The sequence below is a fragment of the Enterobacter sp. 168J2 genome (assembly GCF_034107265.1).
Lineage (GTDB): Bacteria > Pseudomonadota > Gammaproteobacteria > Enterobacterales > Enterobacteriaceae > Enterobacter > Enterobacter nematophilus.
In genome coordinates, this window is sequence record NZ_JAWNEB010000002.1 from 230526 (window position 1) to 248592 (window position 18067).

Here is an 18067-nt window from a genome sequence, read left to right on the forward strand (position 1 = left end):
GCTGCGCTATTTCAGCAGCTTGTCGAGCATGTTGATATCGCTGTTGTTGTGCAGGTGCGGCACCGTCCAGCCGTGCTGGTCGTACTCGGACATGCAGCGGTCGACCATTGCCATCATCTTGTCCATGTTGCCGGAGCTTTGCGCCTGACGCAGACACTGCAGGCGGATCTCGTCCTGGCTGCCGGAGTAGTTGATTTCGTACAGCTCGTGGCGGCCGCCAAACTCGCTGCCGATGGCGTCCCACATCAGTTTTAAAATCTTGATGCGTTCGACGTGATCCATACCGTTGGAGCCGCGCACGTATTTCGCCAGATACTGGTCAATCTGCGGGTTGTTCAGATCCCGCGCGCTGGACGGAAGGTAAATCAGACCGGACGTCACGTTACGCTCGATGATGTTCTTGATCTTCGCGTAGGCCATCGGGGCCATGACGCGGTAGGTCTGCAGCGCCGCGTGGTCCGGCAGATACGCGCCGTTGACCCACGGGGTGGCTTCGGAGCACATGGAGTCGCTCAGCGCCCAGAACATGTTGCGCCAGGCCACCACTTCGCCGAGATCCGCCTGCACGCCGCGGAACTCCAGGGTACCGGTGCACTCCAGGGATTTTTTCAGCAGGGCGGTGATGAAGTCGAGCTTCACCGCCAGGCGCACGCAGGCCTGAAGCGGGTACATGCGGGCGAAGCCGCCTTCCATCGTCCAGCGGCGGCAGCGGTCGAAATCGCGGTAGATCAGCACGTTTTCCCACGGGATCAGCACGTGATCCATCACCAGAATGGCGTCGTTCTCGTCGAAGCGGCTGGAGAGCGGATAGTCATACGGGGAGCCGGTAGCGCCAGCTACCATCTCGTAGGAGGCGCGGGAGATGAGCTTCACGCCTTCGGCATCCATCGGCGCGACGAACATCAGCGCGAAGTCCGGGTTTTCGCCCATCACCTGCGCGGAGCCGAAGCCGATCATGTTGTAGTGGGTCAGCGCCGAGTTGGTTGCGACGACTTTCGCACCGCTGACGATAATCCCGGCGTCGGTCTCTTTCTCCAGCTTGATGTAGACGTCCTTCACCTCGTCCGCTGGCTTGTGGCGGTCGATCGGCGGGTTCACGATGGCGTGGTTGAAGTACAGGCCGGTTTACTGGATGCGGGTGTACCAGCTGCGGGCGTTCTGCTCGAACTGGCCGTAGAAGGCCGGGTTAGCGCCGAGCGCGCAGCCGAACGCGGCCTTGTAGTCCGGCGTGCGGCCCATCCAGCCGTAGCTCAGACGCGACCACTCGGCGATGGCGTCGCGCTGCTGGCGCAGATCGTCGGCGCTTTTCGCCACGCGGAAGAACTTATGGGTGTAGCCGCCGCTGCCGGTGTCGGTGCTCCAGCACAGCGTGTCCTGCATCTCCGGCTTGTGCAGGGCGTCGTACATCTGCGCGATGGAGGCCGCCGCGTTGCGAAACGCCGGATGGGTGGTGACGTCTTTAACGCGCTCGCCGTAGATATAAATCTCGCGACCGTCCTGCAGGCTTTTTAAATACTCTTCGCCGGTTAACGGACGTTTGGCATCAGCGCGGAACTCTTCAGGCTTCATAGGGACCTCGTATCGGAAGATGGTTGTTAAATTTATGTTTTGTTTTTGTTGTTTAATTGAAGCCTGAGAGGGGCGTAACGTGAAGGGACGATTAGGACAACGGCGGGTACTTTTCGCGAGAGATCGCAGAGTGTGATTTCCCTCACCCTAACCCTCTCCCAAAGGGAGAGGGGACGGTTACTCCCTCTCCCTTTGGGAGAGGGCAGGGGTGAGGGGAACAGGCGACACCGGTACTTTCTGCGCCCGATACGCGCTGGGCGAGCAGCCCGTCAGGCGATTGAAAAACCGGGCAAAGTAGGCCGGATCCTTAAACCCCAGCTGCCACGCGATCTCGCTGACCGTACTGTCGGAGAAGAGCAGCAGCCGTCTGGCCTCTCGCAGCTGGCGGTCGAAGATAATCCGCTTCGGCGGGCGGTTGGCGAAGCGGCGGCAGATGTCCGTCAGGCGGGATTCGGTCAGGTGCAGCTCGCTGGCGTATTCCGGCACCGTCCAGTGCTGGTGGTAATGCTCGTCAATCAGCTGGGTAAACCGCTGGAACAGCTTCAGCTCGCCGCGCATACCGCTGGCAGCGTGGTCGTCGAGCTTCGCGTTGCGCAGCAGCAGGGTAAACACCGCCTGCGCCAGCAGAACCAGCGTGTGCTCGCGCCCCGGCAGCTGCTCCGTGGATTCCCGGGCGATCAGCTGCCAGTAGTGCTTCAGCGCCGCCAGTTCGTCCGGCCGGTCGGCCAGCGAGAGGCAGATCCCCGGCAGGCCAAACGCTTCCCGCGTGCCGGGGTAGAGCACCTCCAGCAGCGGCCAGATCAGATCCTCGCGCACCGTCAGCACGTGGCCGTCGCTGTCGGATTCGGTAATAAACGCGTGCGGCACCGACGGCGGCGTGAGGACGAACAGCGGGGCCTGCACCGAGTAGCGGTGATCGTCGAGCTGGAGCTCAATCTGCCCGGTATCGAGAAAGTGCATCTGAAAATACTGGTCGTGACGATGCGCCTGCATGTCGCGGCCAAAAAAGGCCGCCATGCGCGCGAACGACTGGTAGTGCACGTCGTCGGTGCCCAGACTTTCGTCGTACTCCTTGCTGATATCAATGTTGGCGATGGGGCTCTGGCACATGGCCGCTCCTCTGCCGATCCCGCTGCGTCATCGGAATGCGCGTCAGCACCAGCGCGCCGACCACCAATAGCCCGGCCACAAACCACAGCCCGGAGCTGAAGCTGCCGGTCGCGTCGCGCAGGATCCCAATAAGCAGCGGGCTGACGGCGGATCCGACGTTACCGATGGCGTTGATCACCGCCAGCGCCACCGCGCGGGACTGGAGGCTAATAACCTGGTCCGGCGTGGTCCAGAATATCGCCATGGCGGTAAACGATCCGGTTGAGGCCATGATGATGCCAAGGAGCTGGATCAGGCTGTGATCCGTCGCGGAGGCCAGCATCCATCCCGCCGCCGCGAACAGGTACGGCAGGATGGTGTGCTTTTTTCGCTCTTTCAGCCTGTCGGAGCGCCGGCTCCACCAGATCATCCCGAGGATGGTGCAAAACTGCGGGATCGCCGCCAGCAGGCCGATGACGATATTGCTGCTGCCCGTGTTGAAGCTTTGCAGGATCTGCGGCGTCCAGATGTTGATGGCGCTGAGCGTGTTGGTCAGGCAGAAGTAGGCCAGCGTGTAGAGCAGCACCGCAGGGGTCAGCACCTCGCGCAGCGTCGACCGCGGCGTGACGGCCTGGGCAATGGCGATCTCCTGCTCGCGGGCGATCATCGTTTTCAGCGCCTGCTTTTCATCGTCGTCCAGCCAGGTAGCCTGATCCGGCGTGTCGTTGAGGTAGAACCAGGTCACCACGCCGAGCACTACCGACGGCAGCCCTTCCAGCAGGAACAGCCACTGCCAGCCCTTCAGGTTCCACAGGCCGTCCATCGCCAGGATATACCCGGAGAGGATCGAGCCGAGCATCATGGTCACCGGCATGGCGATCATAAACAGCGCGTTGGCGCGGGCGCGGTGATACGCGGGGAACCACCAGGTGAGGTAGACCAGGATCCCAGGCAGGAAGCCGGCTTCGGCGATGCCCACCAGCATACGCAACACGTAAAGCGTTTCCGGGCTGGTGGCGAACATGGTGCAGGTGGAGGCGATGCCCCACACCACCATGATCCCGGCGATCCAGCGGCGCGCGCCGATCTTCGCCAGCATGATGTTGCTCGGGATCCCGCACAGCACGTAGGTGACGTAAAACAGCGTCGCGGCGAGGCCAAACATGGTCGACGTGAGGCCCAGATCTTTGCCCATCGTCAGCCCGGCAAAGCCGATGTTGATGCGATCGAGAAATGAGAAAACAAACAGGATAAAGAGGAATACGATCAAACGACGAAACAGCTTGTTGATCGCGCGATGTTCTATAGCTTTCTTATCTTGCAGGGTAGAGGTCGTCATGCTGCGCTCCAGATCTTACGTTTAGTAGACGGATTTATTGTTATTCACTGACGTAACCGGTTGTTCGATAAAACGCGCCGCCAGCGCTTCGGCGCCGCGGGCGAGCAGGGTAGTGTCGACGCCGACGGCGACAAACAGCGCGCCGAGCTCAAGATAGCGTTTTGCCAGCTGTTCATTCGCCATCAGGATGCCGGGGGCTTTGCCCGCCGCACGGATCTGCGCGATCGCCTGCTCAATGGCGGCCTGCACCTCCGGGTGCTGCGGGTTGCCCGCAAATCCCATGTCGGCGCTAAGATCCGCCGGGCCGATAAACACGCCGTCGACGCCCTCCACGTCCAGGATCTGCGGCAGGTTTTTCAATGCCTCGCGGGTTTCGATTTGCACCAGCACGCACATGGCGTCGTTAGCCTGATGCAGGTAGTCCGGAATGCGGTTCCAGCGCGACGCTCTTGCCAGGGCGCTGCCGACGCCGCGAATGCCCGCAGGCGGATAGCGCGTGGCGCTCACCGCCAGCCGCGCTTCGTCGGCGTTTTGCACCATCGGCACCAGCAGGGTTTGCGCGCCCACGTCCAGGAGCTGTTTGATTTGCACCGGATCGTTCCACGACGGGCGCACCACCGGCTGGCTGGGATAGGGGGCGATAGCCTGTAATTGAGTTAACACGGTCTGCACGCTGTTCGGCGCATGCTCGCCGTCGATCAGCAGCCAGTCGAAGCCTGCTCCGGCCAGCAGTTCGGCGCTGTAGCTGCTGGTCAGCCCCAGCCATAGCCCGATTTGCGGACGGCCCGCCTTCAGCGCCGCTTTGAATGCGTTTTGCATGGTTGTCTCCTTACACAAAGCGGCAGCTGATGGAGCCCATACTGCCGTAGTCGACGTGGAAGGTGTCGCCTCTGCTGGCGGGCACCGGGCGGGTAAATGAGCCGCCGAGGATGATCTGCCCCGGTTCAAGCTGCACGTCGTACGGCACCAGCTTGTTCGCCAGCCACGCCACGCCGTTCGCCGGGTGGTTAAGCACGCCTGCCGCAACGCCGGTCTCTTCAATCACGCCGTTGCGGTAGAGCAGGGCGGAGATCCAGCGCAGGTCCAGCTCGTCGGGCTTAATCGGACGGCCGCCGAGGATCACTCCGGCGTTGGCGGCGTTATCGGAGATGGTGTCGAACACCTTGCGCGGACGCTGGGTTTCCGGGTCGACGTTGTGGCAGCGGGCGTCGATCAGCTCCAGCGCGGGGATGACGTAGTCCGTGGCGTTGTAGACGTCGAAGATCGTGCAGTTCGGGCCGCGCAGCGGTTTTGCCAGCACGAAGGCCAGCTCCACTTCGATACGCGGGACGATAAAGCGATCGACGGGGATGTCGCTGCCGTCGTGGAAGAACATGTCGTCCAGCAGCGCGCCGTAGTCCGGCTCGCTGATCTGCGAGCTGGCCTGCATCGCCTTCGAGGTGAGGCCAATCTTGTGGCCTTTCAGCACGCGGCCTTCGGCGATTTTCAGGCTCACCCATTCGCGCTGGACGGCGTAGGCGTCTTCAATGGTGATCTCCGGGTACTCCAGCGAGATCGCGCGGATCTGCTCCCGGGATTGTTCCGCCTGATGCAGGCGATGGGCGATCAGGGTATGGGTGTGTTTGTCGAGCATGGCGATATCCTGTTGTACGTTTGTTTTCTCCCTCTCCCCGCGGGAGAGGGCTGGGGTGAGGGCATCAGGCCGCAGAGATTTCCCCTCACCCTAACCCTCTCCCAAAGGGAGAGGGGATAGACCGTGCGCGTTATTTAAACAACGCGTGTACGTTGTTTTGTTTGTAGTTGAGCGTCGGGTGCAGCTCGTCGAGCTCGAATGACAGCGCCAGATAGCGGCTCGCCATCAGCTCTGCAAAATGCGCTTTGATCAGCGCAAACAGCATCTCACCCACGGCTTCCCGGCTCTCCAGGCTGCGCCCGGCACCGATCTTCAGCGTCATATGCACAAAGGCGTAATCGTGCCTGCCGTCGGCCATCTGCCAGGTGTCCAGCCAGTGGGCGCGGCTGCGGATGCCGCCGATGGGGAAAATGCCCGTGGCGGCCAGCGCGTCGTTAACTTTGGCGAACAGCCCCGGCAGGTCGGCCTGCTCGCGGATGTTGTCGGTGCATTCAGCAATAAAGTGCGGCATGGTGGCCCCTTATGCGGGCAGCGGGAAAACGGCGTTAACCTGGCCGGTGCCGGAGCTGGCGAACAGATCGGTGAGAAACTCCACCTTGCCGTCGTATTTGTCCCAGCCGAGCATCCCCAGCAGCATCACCGTGTCGTGCATGTTGCCCTCGCCATAGCAGTAGTCGGCGTACTCCGGCAGCATGCTGCAAAACTCTTTGAACTGGCCCTCGCGCCACAGCTTCACCACCCGTTCGTCCATCTGGCGGTCGAACTCGCGGGTGTAGCTGTTCATTCCCTCTTCCGCGCGCTGGTCGTCGATGAAGCGGTGCGACAGCGAGCCGCTGGCGAGCACCGCCACGGTGCCGTCGTATTTTTCGATAGCGCTGACGATGGCCTCGCCCAGCCTGCGGCTGTCGGCGAAGTCGTGAACCGTGCAGAACGCCGAGATGGAGACCACTTTGAAGTGTTTATCCGCGTTCATGTAGCGCATAGGTACCAGCGTGCCGTACTCCAGTTTGAGGCTCGGAATGTTGTGCGCTTTGGCGCGCACGCCGAGCTTCACCGCCTCGTCGGCAATCAGCTGGCCGAGTTCGGGGTTGCCGTCGTAGTCGTAGGTCATGTCGCGGATAAAGTGCGGCAGCTCGTTGCTGGTGTAGACGCCTGAAAAATGATCCGCACAGTTAATGTGGTACGCGCTGTTCACCAGCCAGTGGGTGTCGAACACGATAATGGTATCCACGCCCAGCTCCCGGCAGCGCTTGCTGATTTCTTTATGCCCGTCGATGGCCGACTGCCGGCAGCCGTGGTTTTTGCCCGGCAGCTCGGAGAGGTACATCGACGGGACGTGGGTGATTTTTGCCGCTAACGCTAATTTTCCCATGATCAGATCCCCCATTTTGGAATCGGATGGTCGCCCATGGAGATGCAGACGTTCTTCATCTCCGCGAACACCTCAAAGCTGTACTCGCCGCCCTCGCGCCCGGTGCCGGAGGCCTTCACGCCGCCAAACGGCTGGCGCAGGTCGCGCACGTTCTGGGTGTTGACGAACACCATGCCCGCTTCGATGCCGCGCGCCAGGCGCAGCACTTTGCTGACGTCCTGGGTCCAGATGTACGACGCCAGGCCGTACTCCACGTCGTTCGCCAGGCGCAGGCCTTCCGCCTCGTCCTTAAACGGCAGCAGGCAGGCCACCGGCCCGAAGATCTCCTCCTGCGCGACGCGCATGCGGTTGTCGACGTCCGCCAGCACCGTCGGGCGCAGGAAGTTGCCGCCCTTCAGGTGCGCAGGCAGATCGGTCGGTTTGTCCGGGCCGCCCGCCAGCAGGGTTGCGCCTTCCTCAATGCCGAGGCGGATATAGCCGGAGACTTTCTCCCAGTGCTGCTTGCTGATGAGCGCGCCAATCTGGGTGTTCGGATCGGTCGGATCGCCCACGCGCAGGCGGCTGGCGCGCTCGGCGAAGCGCTTGACGAATTCCGGGTAGATGCTCTGCTGGATGAAGATGCGCGAGCCCGCGGTGCAGCGCTCGCCGTTGATGGAGAAGATGGTGAACAGGGCGGCGTCCAGCGCGCGCTCGATGTCTGCATCTTCAAAAATCAGCACCGGGGATTTGCCGCCCAGCTCCATGGAGTATTTCTTCAGCCCGGCGTTTTTCATGATGTTACGCCCGGTGGCGGTGCCGCCGGTGAAGGAGACGGCGCGCACGTCGTGGTGGCGCACCAGCGCGTCGCCTGCCGTCGCGCCGTAGCCCTGCACCACGTTGAGCACGCCCGCCGGAATGCCCGCCTCCAGCGCCAGCTCGCCCAGACGGTCGGCGGTCAGCGGGGAGAGTTCAGACATCTTCAGCACCGCGGTGTTGCCCAGCGCCAGGCAGGGCGCGACTTTCCAGGTGGCGGTCATAAACGGCACGTTCCACGGCGAGACCAGCGCACAGACGCCCACCGGCTGCACCAGCGTGTAGTTGAGCATCTTGTCGTCGACCGGGTAGGTTTTGCCGTTCATCTGCTGGCACACCTCGGCGAAGAACTCGAAGTTGTGCGAGGCGCGCGGGATGAGCACGTTTTTGGTCTGGTGGATCGGCAGGCCGGTGTCGGCGGTCTCCATGGCGGCGATCTCGGGCACGTTCTGGTCGATCAGATCCCCCAGGCGACGCATCAGGCGCGCGCGCTCCTTCATCGGCAGGTTGGCCCATTTCGGGAACGCTTCTTTAGCGGCGGCAACGGCCTGATGAACCTCGGCTTCACCGCCGGAGGCGACTTCCGCTAATACCTCGCCGGAGGCCGGGTTAGTTGTGTGGAAGTACTCGCTTCCGGCGACGTTTTTACCGTTGATCCAGTGGTTAATCTTTTTCATTTTGCAGTCTCCTCGCTGACAATCCGGTTCACCAGGCGGCCCACGCCCCCCACTTCCACCACCACTTCGTCCCCCGGCACCACGTCAGACAGCCCCTTCGGCGTGCCGGTGGCGATCATGTCGCCCGGCTGCAGGGTCATAAAATCGCTCAGGTACGCAATCAGGAACGGGATGCTGAAGATCAGATCCGCCGTGGTCCCCTCTTGGTGCAGCTCGCCGTTGACGAAGGTGCGAAGACGAAGGTTGTGCGGGTCGGGGATGGCTTCTTTTGGCACGATGTTGGGGCTGATGGGCGTAAGCCCGTCGCGGCTTTTTACCCGCAGGTTCGGGCGGTAGTAGTTTTCGAGATAGTCGCGGATGGCGTAGTCATTGCAGACCGTGTAGCCCGCCACATACTCCATCGCCTCGGCTTCGCTCACCTTATGCGCGGTTTTACCGATGACCACCACCAGCTCCGCCTCGTAGTGCATGTATTCGATATTGTTCGGGCGCACCGAGGTCTGGCTGTCGCCGTTGAAGGTGTTCGGCGCTTTGATAAACACCAGCGGCTCGGTGGGCGGCTTGAAGTCCAGCTCGCTGGCGTGGTCCGCATAGTTCAGGCCGAGGGCGAACAGCGTGGCGTGCGCAGGCGTGCGGTGGGAAAGGGCTACGTCGCGCTCGTTCACCACCGGGTTTTCCAGCGGCGGGAAACCTTCCGCCAGGATCCGCACGCTATCGCCCGGGCGGATCTCAACCCGGCTTTGCGGGGTGCCGAGCAGGATCGCATCGCCGGGATTGAGGGTGGCGAACTCGCTCAGGGCGCTCAGCAGTTCGGCGGCGCTGCGCTGCAGGTCGGCGGTGTTCCAGTGGTCCGCTTCGCGGCCGTTGATCTCGGTAATGATGGTCAGGTTGTCGACGTTATCAACGGCGGCGAGTTCGCCAAGCGGGCAAAAGCCGTCCCGGCATTTGGCCTTGATGGCCGGGCGGTAGAAGCTCTCTTCCGGCAGGCTCACTTCGTTGGCCAGCGCATATCCCGCGATGTATTCCGCTGCCTCCTCCACGCGCACCCTGCTGGCGGTTTTTCCCACGACCAGCGCCACCGTCGCGCCGCTTAACACCGTTTCCCCTTGAGGGAAGGGAATCGGTTCGCCCGCGCGGATCACCGTGTTGTGCGGCTTGATAAACCACACCGGCGTTTTTGGCGGCGTGTTGTAAGGGGCTTTTTCAAACGTCTCAGCCCAGGCTTCTCGCTGGCTTTGGTGGTTCAGCGCGACGGCAAAAACGGTACCTTTCATTCACCTACTCCTCACCCCGACGGTCCGGGTTATGATTTCATTAATATATTAATGATCTGTTTTTATGCTTTTGATGTTTATTTCGCAATCAGAAGTGAAGAATTTGTGATATGAATAACAATAAATTTACATATCGTTTTTTATTGCTATGTAGATCAGAAGGTTAATAAAATTGATGGGTTTCTGTTAGACTTTCTGGCAGAAAACATGTTGTTTATAAAAACATCTTTTATGAATTGTTTACTTGTTAATGATGTGAAGGGGAGAGGCTATGCATGATTCATTAACCATCGCGCTATTGCAGGCGCGGGAAGCGGCGATGTCCTACTTCCGTCCGATTGTGAAGCGGCATAACCTCACCGAGCAGCAGTGGCGTATCGTGCGCGTGCTGGCTGAACATCCGTCGATGGATTTTCACGATCTGGCGTTTCGCACCTGCATTTTGCGCCCGAGCCTGACCGGCATTTTGACGCGCATGGAGCGCGACGGCCTGGTGCTGCGCTTAAAGCCGGTGAACGACCAGCGCAAGCTGTACGTGTCGCTGACCAAAGAGGGGAATGCGCTGTACGAGCACGCCCAGGCGCAGGTGGAAGAGGCGTATCAGCAGATTGAGGCGGAATACACGCCGGAGAAGATGAAGCAGCTGACGGCGCTGCTGGAAGAGTTTATTGAACTCGGAAACCGGCATAACGCAGCGCGGGAAGAAGAGTAAAAACCACAAATTCCAGGATGATTTTCGTAAAGTTTTCCCTTTCCAGGCCGAAAATTCTGTATCTGTCTGAGGAAAGAGAAAACATGTTAAACCGTATCAAGATTGTCACCAGCTTAATGCTGGTTTTAGCTATATTTGGCCTGTTACAACTCACATCCGGTGGTCTTTTCTTTAATGCTCTGAAGAATGACAAAGAGAATTTCACCGTTCTGCAAACCATTCGTCAGCAACAATCCACCCTTAACGGGAGCTGGGTTGCGCTGCTGCAAACCCGTAATACCCTGAACCGCGCGGGCATCCGCTACATGATGGATCAGAACAACATCGGCAGCGGCGCGACCGTTAACGATCTGATGCAGATTGCGTCTGCCTCGCTGAAACAGGCGGAAAAAAACTGGGCTGACTATGAAGCCCTGCCGCGCGACCCGCGTCAGAGCGACGCCGCTGCGCTGGAAATCAAACGTAACTACGATATCTACCACGGTGCGCTGGCTGAGCTGATTCAGCTGCTGGGGGCGGGCAAAATCAACGCCTTCTTCGACCAGCCGACCCAGAGTTACCAGGATGGATTCGAGAAGCAGTACGTGAGCTACCTGCAGCAGAACGACAGGCTGTACCAGATGGCGGTTGAAGACAGCAACAGCTCCTTCAGCCAGGCGATCTGGGTGCTGATCAGCGTGCTGGTTGCGGTGCTGGTGGTGATCGTGGCCGTCTGGCTGGGTATCAAGCAGGCGCTGATCTCTCCGCTGACGCGCCTCATCGACAATATTCGCCACATCGCCAGCGGCGACCTGGTGAAGCGCATTGACGTGGAAGGTTCTAACGAGATGGGCGAATTGGCCGACTCGCTGCGTCATATGCAGGGCGAGCTGGTGCGTACCGTGGGCGACGTGCGTAACGGCGCGAACGCTATCTACAGCGGCGCGAGCGAAATCGCGATGGGCAATAACGACCTCTCTTCCCGTACTGAACAGCAGGCCGCTTCCCTGGAAGAGACCGCCGCCAGCATGGAGCAGCTGACGGCAACCGTTAAGCAGAACGCCGAAAACGCCCGTCAGGCGAGCCACCTGGCGCTGAGCGCGTCTGAAACCGCGCAGAAGGGCGGCAAAGTGGTGGACAACGTGGTGCAGACCATGCGTGACATCGCGGGCAGTTCGCAGAAAATTGCCGATATTATCAGCGTGATCGACGGCATTGCCTTCCAGACCAACATCCTGGCGCTGAACGCGGCGGTAGAAGCGGCGCGTGCGGGCGAGCAGGGCCGCGGTTTTGCGGTGGTAGCAGGGGAAGTGCGTAACCTGGCCCAGCGCAGCGCCCAGGCAGCACGTGAGATCAAGAGCCTGATTGAAGACTCCGTGGGACGCGTGGAAGTGGGCTCTACGCTGGTGGAAAGCGCCGGTGAAACCATGGGTGAGATCGTGAATGCGGTGACCCGCGTGACCGATATCATGGGCGAGATTGCTTCTGCGTCCGACGAGCAGAGCCGCGGTATTGACCAGGTGGGTCTGGCGGTGGCAGAGATGGACCGCGTGACCCAGCAGAACGCCTCGCTGGTGGAAGAGTCAGCCGCGGCGGCGGCGGCGCTGGAAGAGCAGGCGAGCCGCCTGACGCAGGCCGTGGCGGTGTTCCGCATTCAGCAGGAGCAGATGAAGGCGCGCGAGTTCGCTGCCGCGAAAAGCGTTGCCGCGCCGACGATGTCGCGTAAAGTCGCGACGGCGGACGCGGGCGATAACTGGGAAACGTTCTGATCCAGCGCGTTGAGCCGGGTGGCGGCTACGCCTTACCCGGCCTACGGTTAAGAGGCAGGCGCATGGCACAGCGCGATTCATACGCTAAACCGTGCGCCGTCTCTTCTTCGCGTTTTTGACGCAATTCAGGCGTCAGCGTCGTCATCATTTCAAACCCCATCCGCGCATAGAAGGGCGCATTCCACGGCACGTTGCGGAACGTCGTCAGCGTCAGCGATGTCAGCCCCAATTTACGGGCATGGTCAGCCGCACGGGCGATGAGCTGCCGACCAATCCCTTTTCCCTGCCAGGCCAGATCGACCGAGAGCTCCACAATAAACAGCGACGAAGGGTGCACTTCAGTGAGGATAAACCCCACCGGACGGTCGTTCGCCAGCGCCAGCCAGCTTAGCCCCCGTTCGGCATAGTCGAGGTGCTGTTCAGCGGAAATGACCTCGCCATCGGCAAGCCAGGCGAGATCCGGGTCGTCACGAAAACGCTCGCCCGCCGCGCGTTCTATGGCGGGCAGAGCGGCAACGTCGTCGCTGGTGGTAGGGCGGATGTAAATGTTCATGGCGGGAAGTATAGCCTGACCTCCCGGCATTATTCCGAACAGACCAGCACCGGCGAGTAAAAGTTGCTAATCACCAGCGCATCCTGCGGCGTGCGCTCTATCGTCAGGAGCCTTTTTTTCCCCAGCGTCAGGCCGGCCACGTATTTTTCAAATACGCCGGGCGGCATCGCGTCGTGGCTAAAACGCTCCACTTTTTGAATGACGATCTCGTACAGTTCCCCCTCCACGTGCCGCCATTTAAACATCTCCTGCCGGGACACTTCCCATTTTTGCGGGGCGTTCTCGACGTTGCCGTTCAGCGTGATGTACCCGGTTTTGTCGGGGTGAAACCGCATGATGATCTCCCCATCAAAGGTGAAATCGTGATTGTCGCGCCTGTCGGAGAAGGTCAGGTTACCGTCGCACGCCACCGACAGCGGCGGCGTGTAGAAGTACCACGCCAGCGCGGCGCCGGCCAGCATCAGGTTAAAGATCAGAATGAGCCAAATTTTTATCTGTCGCATATCACCACTCGTAATAGTAAAGCGTACGACAGGCGCTCGCTTTGCCCTGCGTGAGGGAACACTGGGAAAGCACCAGCCGCCCTTCGTGGCCGTAGAAAAGCGTTCTCTGGATGTGCATATAGAAAATGGAATTTTTCAGACACGGGAGATGACCGTCCTGCTGAAGGGTTTGCGCCAGGGTAATCGCCTTTTCATGAAACACATCCGCCAGCGGCGTAAAGGTGTAGACCGGACAGGTGCCGATATGGGTCAGCAGATGGATTTCCCGCTGCGGGTTTTCCGGCTTGATCGCCGTTATCCAGAGGCACAGCGTCACTATCGCCAGGGTAAGCGCGCCGCAGAACAGCAGTTCCGGTCGAACGCGCCATGCCGGTTTCGCCGTTTTGGCGGCCGGGGGCGATTCCTCCAGAGAAGTTACCGTGACGTCGGCGCTGAGCATAAAGCCCGTCTTAGGGACGGTGACGATAAACAGCGCGTCGGGAAGCAGGCTTGCCAGCATTTTGCGCAAAATACTGATGTACTGGTTTAACGAATTGTTCGAACCCTGGAGCCCACGCCGATCCCAGACCTCATGGAGAAAGGTGTCCCGTTCAACCACGTTCCCATGATGCTGGACCAGCAGCTTTAAGAGGGTATTGGCCGTACAGGTGAGGATCTGCGCATCCTCATCCGGCGCATTGATAAGAGAAACAGAACCGTCCTCGTCGTTGTAGACGATGGCGTCAGCAAGCAGGTATTTCATAAGTTGTTGTAAAACAGACAGAGATAATGAAAAAAGAGAAGGTGTTTACATCTTCTAAGCAGAGCTGCTGGCTATTTTAACGCCATTGTTACCGATAACATTGATCCAGACGGGATTTTGAGTGGTTTAATAAGTCAGCGTAATTATCACGTCGTCAATAAATTCGCCGGTACCACTCAGCGGCTGCGCCGGGACTTCTCCGTAAACGGTGAAGCTCTGAGTGCCGCCTGTGGGGTTGGTGACGTGCAGCGCATCGCCGCTGCGCCAGTCGCCCCAGCGTTGCGTGGCAGCGGCATCCTGCCAGAGCCCGTAGCGCAGGCACTGGCCTTCATCGTTGCAAAGCTGCCGCTGAGTGCCGCTGGCATGGTTGCCGTTGCCCATGGCAAGGGTAAACGCCGTGCCGGCCGGACAGCGCGTGGTGAGCGTTGCCGTGGAACGCGTCGGGCGCAGCGTGGCGGTGCTGTTCAGCGTGCCAAAGTTAAGCGGGGTGACGCGTTCTATGAAGCAACCCTGGCCGATCTCGGCCTGCGCGTTGGTGCCACCCTGCACCTGTTCGCCCTCCGCGGATCCGTCCGAGCAGTTTTGCAGCGCCTCCTGACGGGTGGCGCTGTGCCAGGCAATGCGCAGATTCATGTTGTAGTTGTAGTAGTGGTACGCCGGCAGCTGGTTTTGCCCGGCCGGGAGGATGGCGATAAGCGGAAAGCTACCGCTGACGCTGGCATTGCTTTGCGCAGTCAGGGTCTGCTGAATGAGGTCCCCTCTGCTGGCGGGGCCCAGCTCCTGAGAACGCGCGACGCCGTTAAGCAGGCGAAAGAGCAGGGTGTACTGTTTTCCCTCCTGGTCCCCGTTCGAGAGCATCTGAAAGGGCGGCGTATCAATGCTGCTCAGGCAGACGTTGAGATATTCCATCGTGCCGTTATTGTCGGCCTGACAGCTAAATTTTACCTCGGTGTTGGTCGAGGCGGCATTGCCCGCCACGACGCTGCCAAAATTGATAACGGCGGGTGAGGTTATCCAGCATGCTGCCGCCATCGCCTTCATGGACAGCACGAGCAGCAGCAATAACGGTGCTCTTAATGACACAGTTGTTCTCCGATATTCTGAATTGATGACGCGGTGCGCGGGGCCGGAAGCGTGACCCGGCACTCCCCCTCGCCGGTTTTTACCACCAGCTCACCCGGCAGGGGCGGATCTTCAAGCCAGACAAAACCGTCGCGTCCGACGATGGTCGCGCCGCGTGGCGTTGAAACGATGCTGCCCAGCGGGAGCGGCTTGTGGCGGCTGTCGACCAGCCGGGCCTGAACCGTCACGGCGTGATGGACGTTAAAATCGACCTTTACCGCGCTGCCGTTGCCCGGTCTGGCATTCATGTCGGTGACGGGGGCCATCACGTCGGCCGGAAGATCCAGCGGATTGATGCTGACTTTGCTGCTGTGGTATTGCGGCAGGTCGGTCAGCAGCAGATAACCGTTTTCATCGGTTTCGCCTGCCGGGCGGTTTTCCAGCATCACCGGCACGTGTCCAACGCCGTGGGTGGAGACCAGCGCCAGCCCCTGCTGGCTGTAGCGCAGGGCGTGAAGGCTGCCGTCCAGCAGCGTCAGGCTGCCTTCGGCGGAGGCGTACTGGTTGCCCAGCTTAGCGCCTTGCTCCAGCCCGACGTGCCACTCGCCTGCATGGCCCAGATAGCCCACGTCCGCATAGGTGTCCCGGCGCCCACCAACGCTTTGCCCCAGCTGCCATGACCAGCCGCCGAGCCGATCGTCCGGCTGGTGGCGATAATCCATGCGCGACGTCTCGCGGCTGGTCTGAACGGAGAGGGTATCCGCACGACCTAACGGGACCGAGAGCATAAGCTGAACGTTACTCGACGAATCCGTAAACGAACGGGTATAGCTCAGCGTGGTGGAGAGGTGGGCCGGCAGCGAGAGGGACCAGGAGGCGTTGAGATAGCGCTGCCTGCTGCCCTGAATGTTTTGCTGCACCCAGCCTGCGCCTACGGTACCGAAATGGGGAACGGAGCGGCTTAGCCAGACGCTATCGCTGCGTCTGACCGGCAGGGCACCGATCGTGCGGGCGTTATCGGCAAAGTCGGCATCGGTACGGACGGTGCTGGCAGAGATGCCCGTTCCGCCGCCGTTCCATTGCCAGCCAAGGCCCCACTGTTTTCCCAGACCGTAGGGGCTGTCGCTGAAAGCGACATGCTGGCTAACAATCCCTATGTCGGGCGAGATCAGCCAGTCGACGCCTGTCCCGACATTGTGCAGTTTGCTCTGCTGTTCCGTATGCAGCGTCAGCGTCAGCCGGTTATTCACCCCATAGCGCCAGCCCGCGTCGAGCACGGGCGAGGGGGCATAGTCATTGGAGCGCAGGGCGTAGTTTTGCCGCATCCAGCCGATATCCAGCGAGCCGCTGCTGAGCCCTTCCGCCAGCATCCCCGGCGCGCCGTAGAGATCGAGCTGTACGGTACGACGCTGACCGTTGATGTCGGTAATGACCACCTGCGCCTGTCCGCTTCCGGTGAAGGAGGGCAGGGTATCCAGCAGAAAATCCCCCGGCGTCACGCGCTGGCTGCTCTGCTTCAGCCCGTCGATGTAAAGATCGACGGTTGAAGGCAGGACGGCAGTGTCGCTGTAGCGGCTGCGCGGTTCGGTGTTGAGCTGCGGATTAAGCTCAAAATTCCGCGCCCAGTGCAGGCCGCCAAAACGTACCTGCCGGCTCCAGCGGGTGCCCGTGGTGATGCTGTCGCCCAGCGCCAGGCTGGTCAGCGAGTCGGTGTTGTCCCACTGCCAGCGGGTTTCAAGACGCGTGTGGCTGGGGCGACCCGCGCTGTTTTCCTCTCCGACATGGCTTGAAAAGCTGCTGCTGAAGGTGCCGGGAAGCGCCCCGGATGCGGTCAGCGAGGTCTGGGCGTTAAGCTGGCGGTTCCCCTGGGAATCGCTGGCATAGAGGGCATACCCGAGCGTAAACGCGCTGATGGGCTGCGCCTCGGGATAGCGGTACTGCGCGGTCGGCCTCTCAGTAGTCAGGTGCTGCTGGCCGTCGAGCGCCTTTGCGTCGGCGGTCAGGGAGACCTGCTGGGCATGTAAATTAAGACTAACCTTCAGGCCCGGCAGGGACGTCAGTTCAACCCACTCGCTGTGGTCATCCGGGGCGTGAAGCCCCAGCTTTTTGAGATCGTTGCGGTCAATCCACAGCGCCTCACCCACTACCCGGCAGGCCCACAGCTCTCCTCGGGGAGCGTGATTCACCGTGATGGCCAGCCATTGTACGGTGTCTGCGGCGGGTTCAGCCCGGGCTGACAGCATGAGCGGTAGCCAAAGCAGGAGCGCGAGTAGCGAGCGGGCGCAGGGGGATCTGGCTGGCATGGTGGTCATCATTGAGAAAGGCGCGCAGCGCGCTGAGCGTGTGGTGTGAGGCCTGCTTAAGTGTCACAAGCGCGGTCTGTCCCGGCAGCACGTAGCCCGCCAGCCCTTTCACCGATTCCACAACCTGCCCGCTGGCCGTCAGGGCCTGCAGGTGGCTCAGGCGAATATGGCTGTTTCCGGCGTTAAAGCAGCGGATCGTTCCCGGGGTCTCCGCCTGTTCGCAGCTCAGGGCATCGCGGCTGACGGGCGTATTCTGGTTTCCGGCAATAAAGACGGGAATCGAGTAGCGCAGCAGAAAGTGCACCCCGTTGGGATTGGCCGCACGGGCCGGTGCATCCGGCAGCTCATCAATGACCAGCCGGTAACTTTGCTCCTGTTCACGGATGCCGGGCTCCATAACGATGATTCGCACCAGCTGCTGCTGGCCCGGCGCCAGGGAGGTCATCGCCGGGCTGCTGACCACCTCGTCGGTGGTCGTTAACACATCTTTGCCGTTTTGCTGGGTCCATTCGTAAACCCGAATCTGGGCATGGATGGCCGCTTTACCGCTGTTAGTGAGGTAGACCGCGGATGCTCTTTGGCCGCTCTGGAGATCGAGCGTCACGGGGGCCACCTGAAGCGTGGCGGCCAGCGCGTAGCGCGACAGCAGCGTCAGCATCAGGAGCCACAGAATGAAGCAGGGAAGACAGCGTCGCATGA

Annotated in this window: 16 protein-coding genes and 1 pseudogene; 2 read left to right on the forward strand and 15 right to left on the reverse strand. The window is 60.8% G+C overall.

Annotated features, from left to right (window positions below; all coding sequences use genetic code 11):
• Positions 1–6: 6 nt before the first annotated feature.
• The 9 genes and pseudogenes from hpaB to hpaG all read right to left on the reverse strand — a co-directional run bounded on the left by hpaB (position 7) and on the right by hpaG (position 9745).
• Positions 7–1569: pseudogene (hpaB, locus tag USG84_RS09205) on the reverse strand (4-hydroxyphenylacetate 3-monooxygenase, oxygenase component).
• 177 nt (positions 1570–1746) lie between these two features.
• The gene (gene hpaA, locus USG84_RS09210) at positions 1747–2679 is read right to left on the reverse strand and encodes a 4-hydroxyphenylacetate catabolism regulatory protein HpaA (protein ID WP_151413560.1); all 933 of its coding nucleotides are present in this window, start codon (positions 2677–2679) and stop codon (positions 1747–1749) included.
• Complete coding sequence (gene hpaX / locus USG84_RS09215; protein WP_061099341.1) at positions 2651–3997, reverse strand: 4-hydroxyphenylacetate permease; 1347 nt, start codon at positions 3995–3997, stop codon at positions 2651–2653. Before hpaX ends, hpaA begins: the two co-directional genes overlap by 29 nt.
• Positions 3998–4018: 21 nt before the next feature.
• Complete coding sequence (gene hpaI, locus USG84_RS09220) at positions 4019–4816, reverse strand: 4-hydroxy-2-oxoheptanedioate aldolase (RefSeq protein ID WP_253540577.1); 798 nt, start codon at positions 4814–4816, stop codon at positions 4019–4021.
• A 10-nt stretch (positions 4817–4826) separates the two neighbouring features.
• The gene (gene hpaH / locus USG84_RS09225) at positions 4827–5630 is read right to left on the reverse strand and encodes a 2-oxo-hept-4-ene-1,7-dioate hydratase (protein ID WP_253540579.1); all 804 of its coding nucleotides are present in this window, start codon (positions 5628–5630) and stop codon (positions 4827–4829) included.
• A gap of 130 nt (positions 5631–5760) precedes the next feature.
• On the reverse strand, positions 5761–6141 hold the full coding sequence (locus tag USG84_RS09230; RefSeq protein WP_151413454.1) for a 5-carboxymethyl-2-hydroxymuconate Delta-isomerase: 381 nt from the start codon (positions 6139–6141) through the stop codon (positions 5761–5763).
• Between the two features lie 9 nt (positions 6142–6150).
• On the reverse strand, positions 6151–7002 hold the full coding sequence (gene hpaD, locus USG84_RS09235; protein WP_061099337.1) for a 3,4-dihydroxyphenylacetate 2,3-dioxygenase: 852 nt from the start codon (positions 7000–7002) through the stop codon (positions 6151–6153).
• A 2-nt stretch (positions 7003–7004) separates the two neighbouring features.
• Positions 7005–8471 carry a 5-carboxymethyl-2-hydroxymuconate semialdehyde dehydrogenase gene (gene hpaE, locus USG84_RS09240; RefSeq protein ID WP_253540582.1) on the reverse strand — a complete coding sequence of 489 codons (1467 nt, stop codon included), beginning with the start codon at positions 8469–8471 and terminating at the stop codon, positions 7005–7007.
• Positions 8468–9745, reverse strand: a complete 1278-nt coding sequence (gene hpaG, locus USG84_RS09245) for a 4-hydroxyphenylacetate degradation bifunctional isomerase/decarboxylase (RefSeq protein WP_253540584.1) — start codon at positions 9743–9745, stop codon at positions 8468–8470. The genes hpaE and hpaG overlap by 4 nt, the downstream gene beginning before the upstream one ends.
• Before the next feature lie 271 nt (positions 9746–10016).
• Between hpaG and hpaR the strand changes: the two genes are divergently transcribed.
• Positions 10017–10457, forward strand: a complete 441-nt coding sequence (gene hpaR / locus USG84_RS09250; protein WP_023334396.1) for a homoprotocatechuate degradation operon regulator HpaR — start codon at positions 10017–10019, stop codon at positions 10455–10457.
• 83 nt (positions 10458–10540) lie between these two features.
• Positions 10541–12205, forward strand: a complete 1665-nt coding sequence (gene tsr, locus USG84_RS09255) for a methyl-accepting chemotaxis protein (protein ID WP_253540586.1) — start codon at positions 10541–10543, stop codon at positions 12203–12205.
• Positions 12206–12230: 25 nt separating this feature from the next.
• Here tsr and USG84_RS09260 read toward each other — a convergent pair whose 3' ends face one another.
• The 6 genes from USG84_RS09260 to USG84_RS09285 form a co-directional block, all read right to left on the reverse strand.
• Positions 12231–12758 carry a GNAT family N-acetyltransferase gene (locus USG84_RS09260; RefSeq protein WP_151413455.1) on the reverse strand — a complete coding sequence of 176 codons (528 nt, stop codon included), beginning with the start codon at positions 12756–12758 and terminating at the stop codon, positions 12231–12233.
• Positions 12759–12787: 29 nt separating this feature from the next.
• Positions 12788–13261, reverse strand: a complete 474-nt coding sequence (locus tag USG84_RS09265) for a hypothetical protein (protein ID WP_061099332.1) — start codon at positions 13259–13261, stop codon at positions 12788–12790.
• A gap of 1 nt (position 13262) precedes the next feature.
• Positions 13263–14003 (reverse strand): winged helix-turn-helix domain-containing protein, encoded by a 741-nt coding sequence (locus USG84_RS09270; RefSeq protein WP_320727085.1) that lies wholly within the window; start codon positions 14001–14003, stop codon positions 13263–13265.
• Positions 14004–14129: 126 nt separating this feature from the next.
• The gene (locus USG84_RS09275; RefSeq protein ID WP_151413456.1) at positions 14130–15086 is read right to left on the reverse strand and encodes a spore coat U domain-containing protein; all 957 of its coding nucleotides are present in this window, start codon (positions 15084–15086) and stop codon (positions 14130–14132) included.
• Positions 15077–17368 (reverse strand): fimbria/pilus outer membrane usher protein, encoded by a 2292-nt coding sequence (locus tag USG84_RS09280; RefSeq protein ID WP_320738248.1) that lies wholly within the window; start codon positions 17366–17368, stop codon positions 15077–15079. The genes USG84_RS09275 and USG84_RS09280 overlap by 10 nt, the downstream gene beginning before the upstream one ends.
• Positions 17289–18065, reverse strand: coding sequence for a molecular chaperone (locus USG84_RS09285; protein ID WP_151413457.1), 777 nt, complete (start codon positions 18063–18065; stop codon positions 17289–17291). Before USG84_RS09285 ends, USG84_RS09280 begins: the two co-directional genes overlap by 80 nt.
• Between the last annotated feature and the right edge of the window lie 2 nt (positions 18066–18067).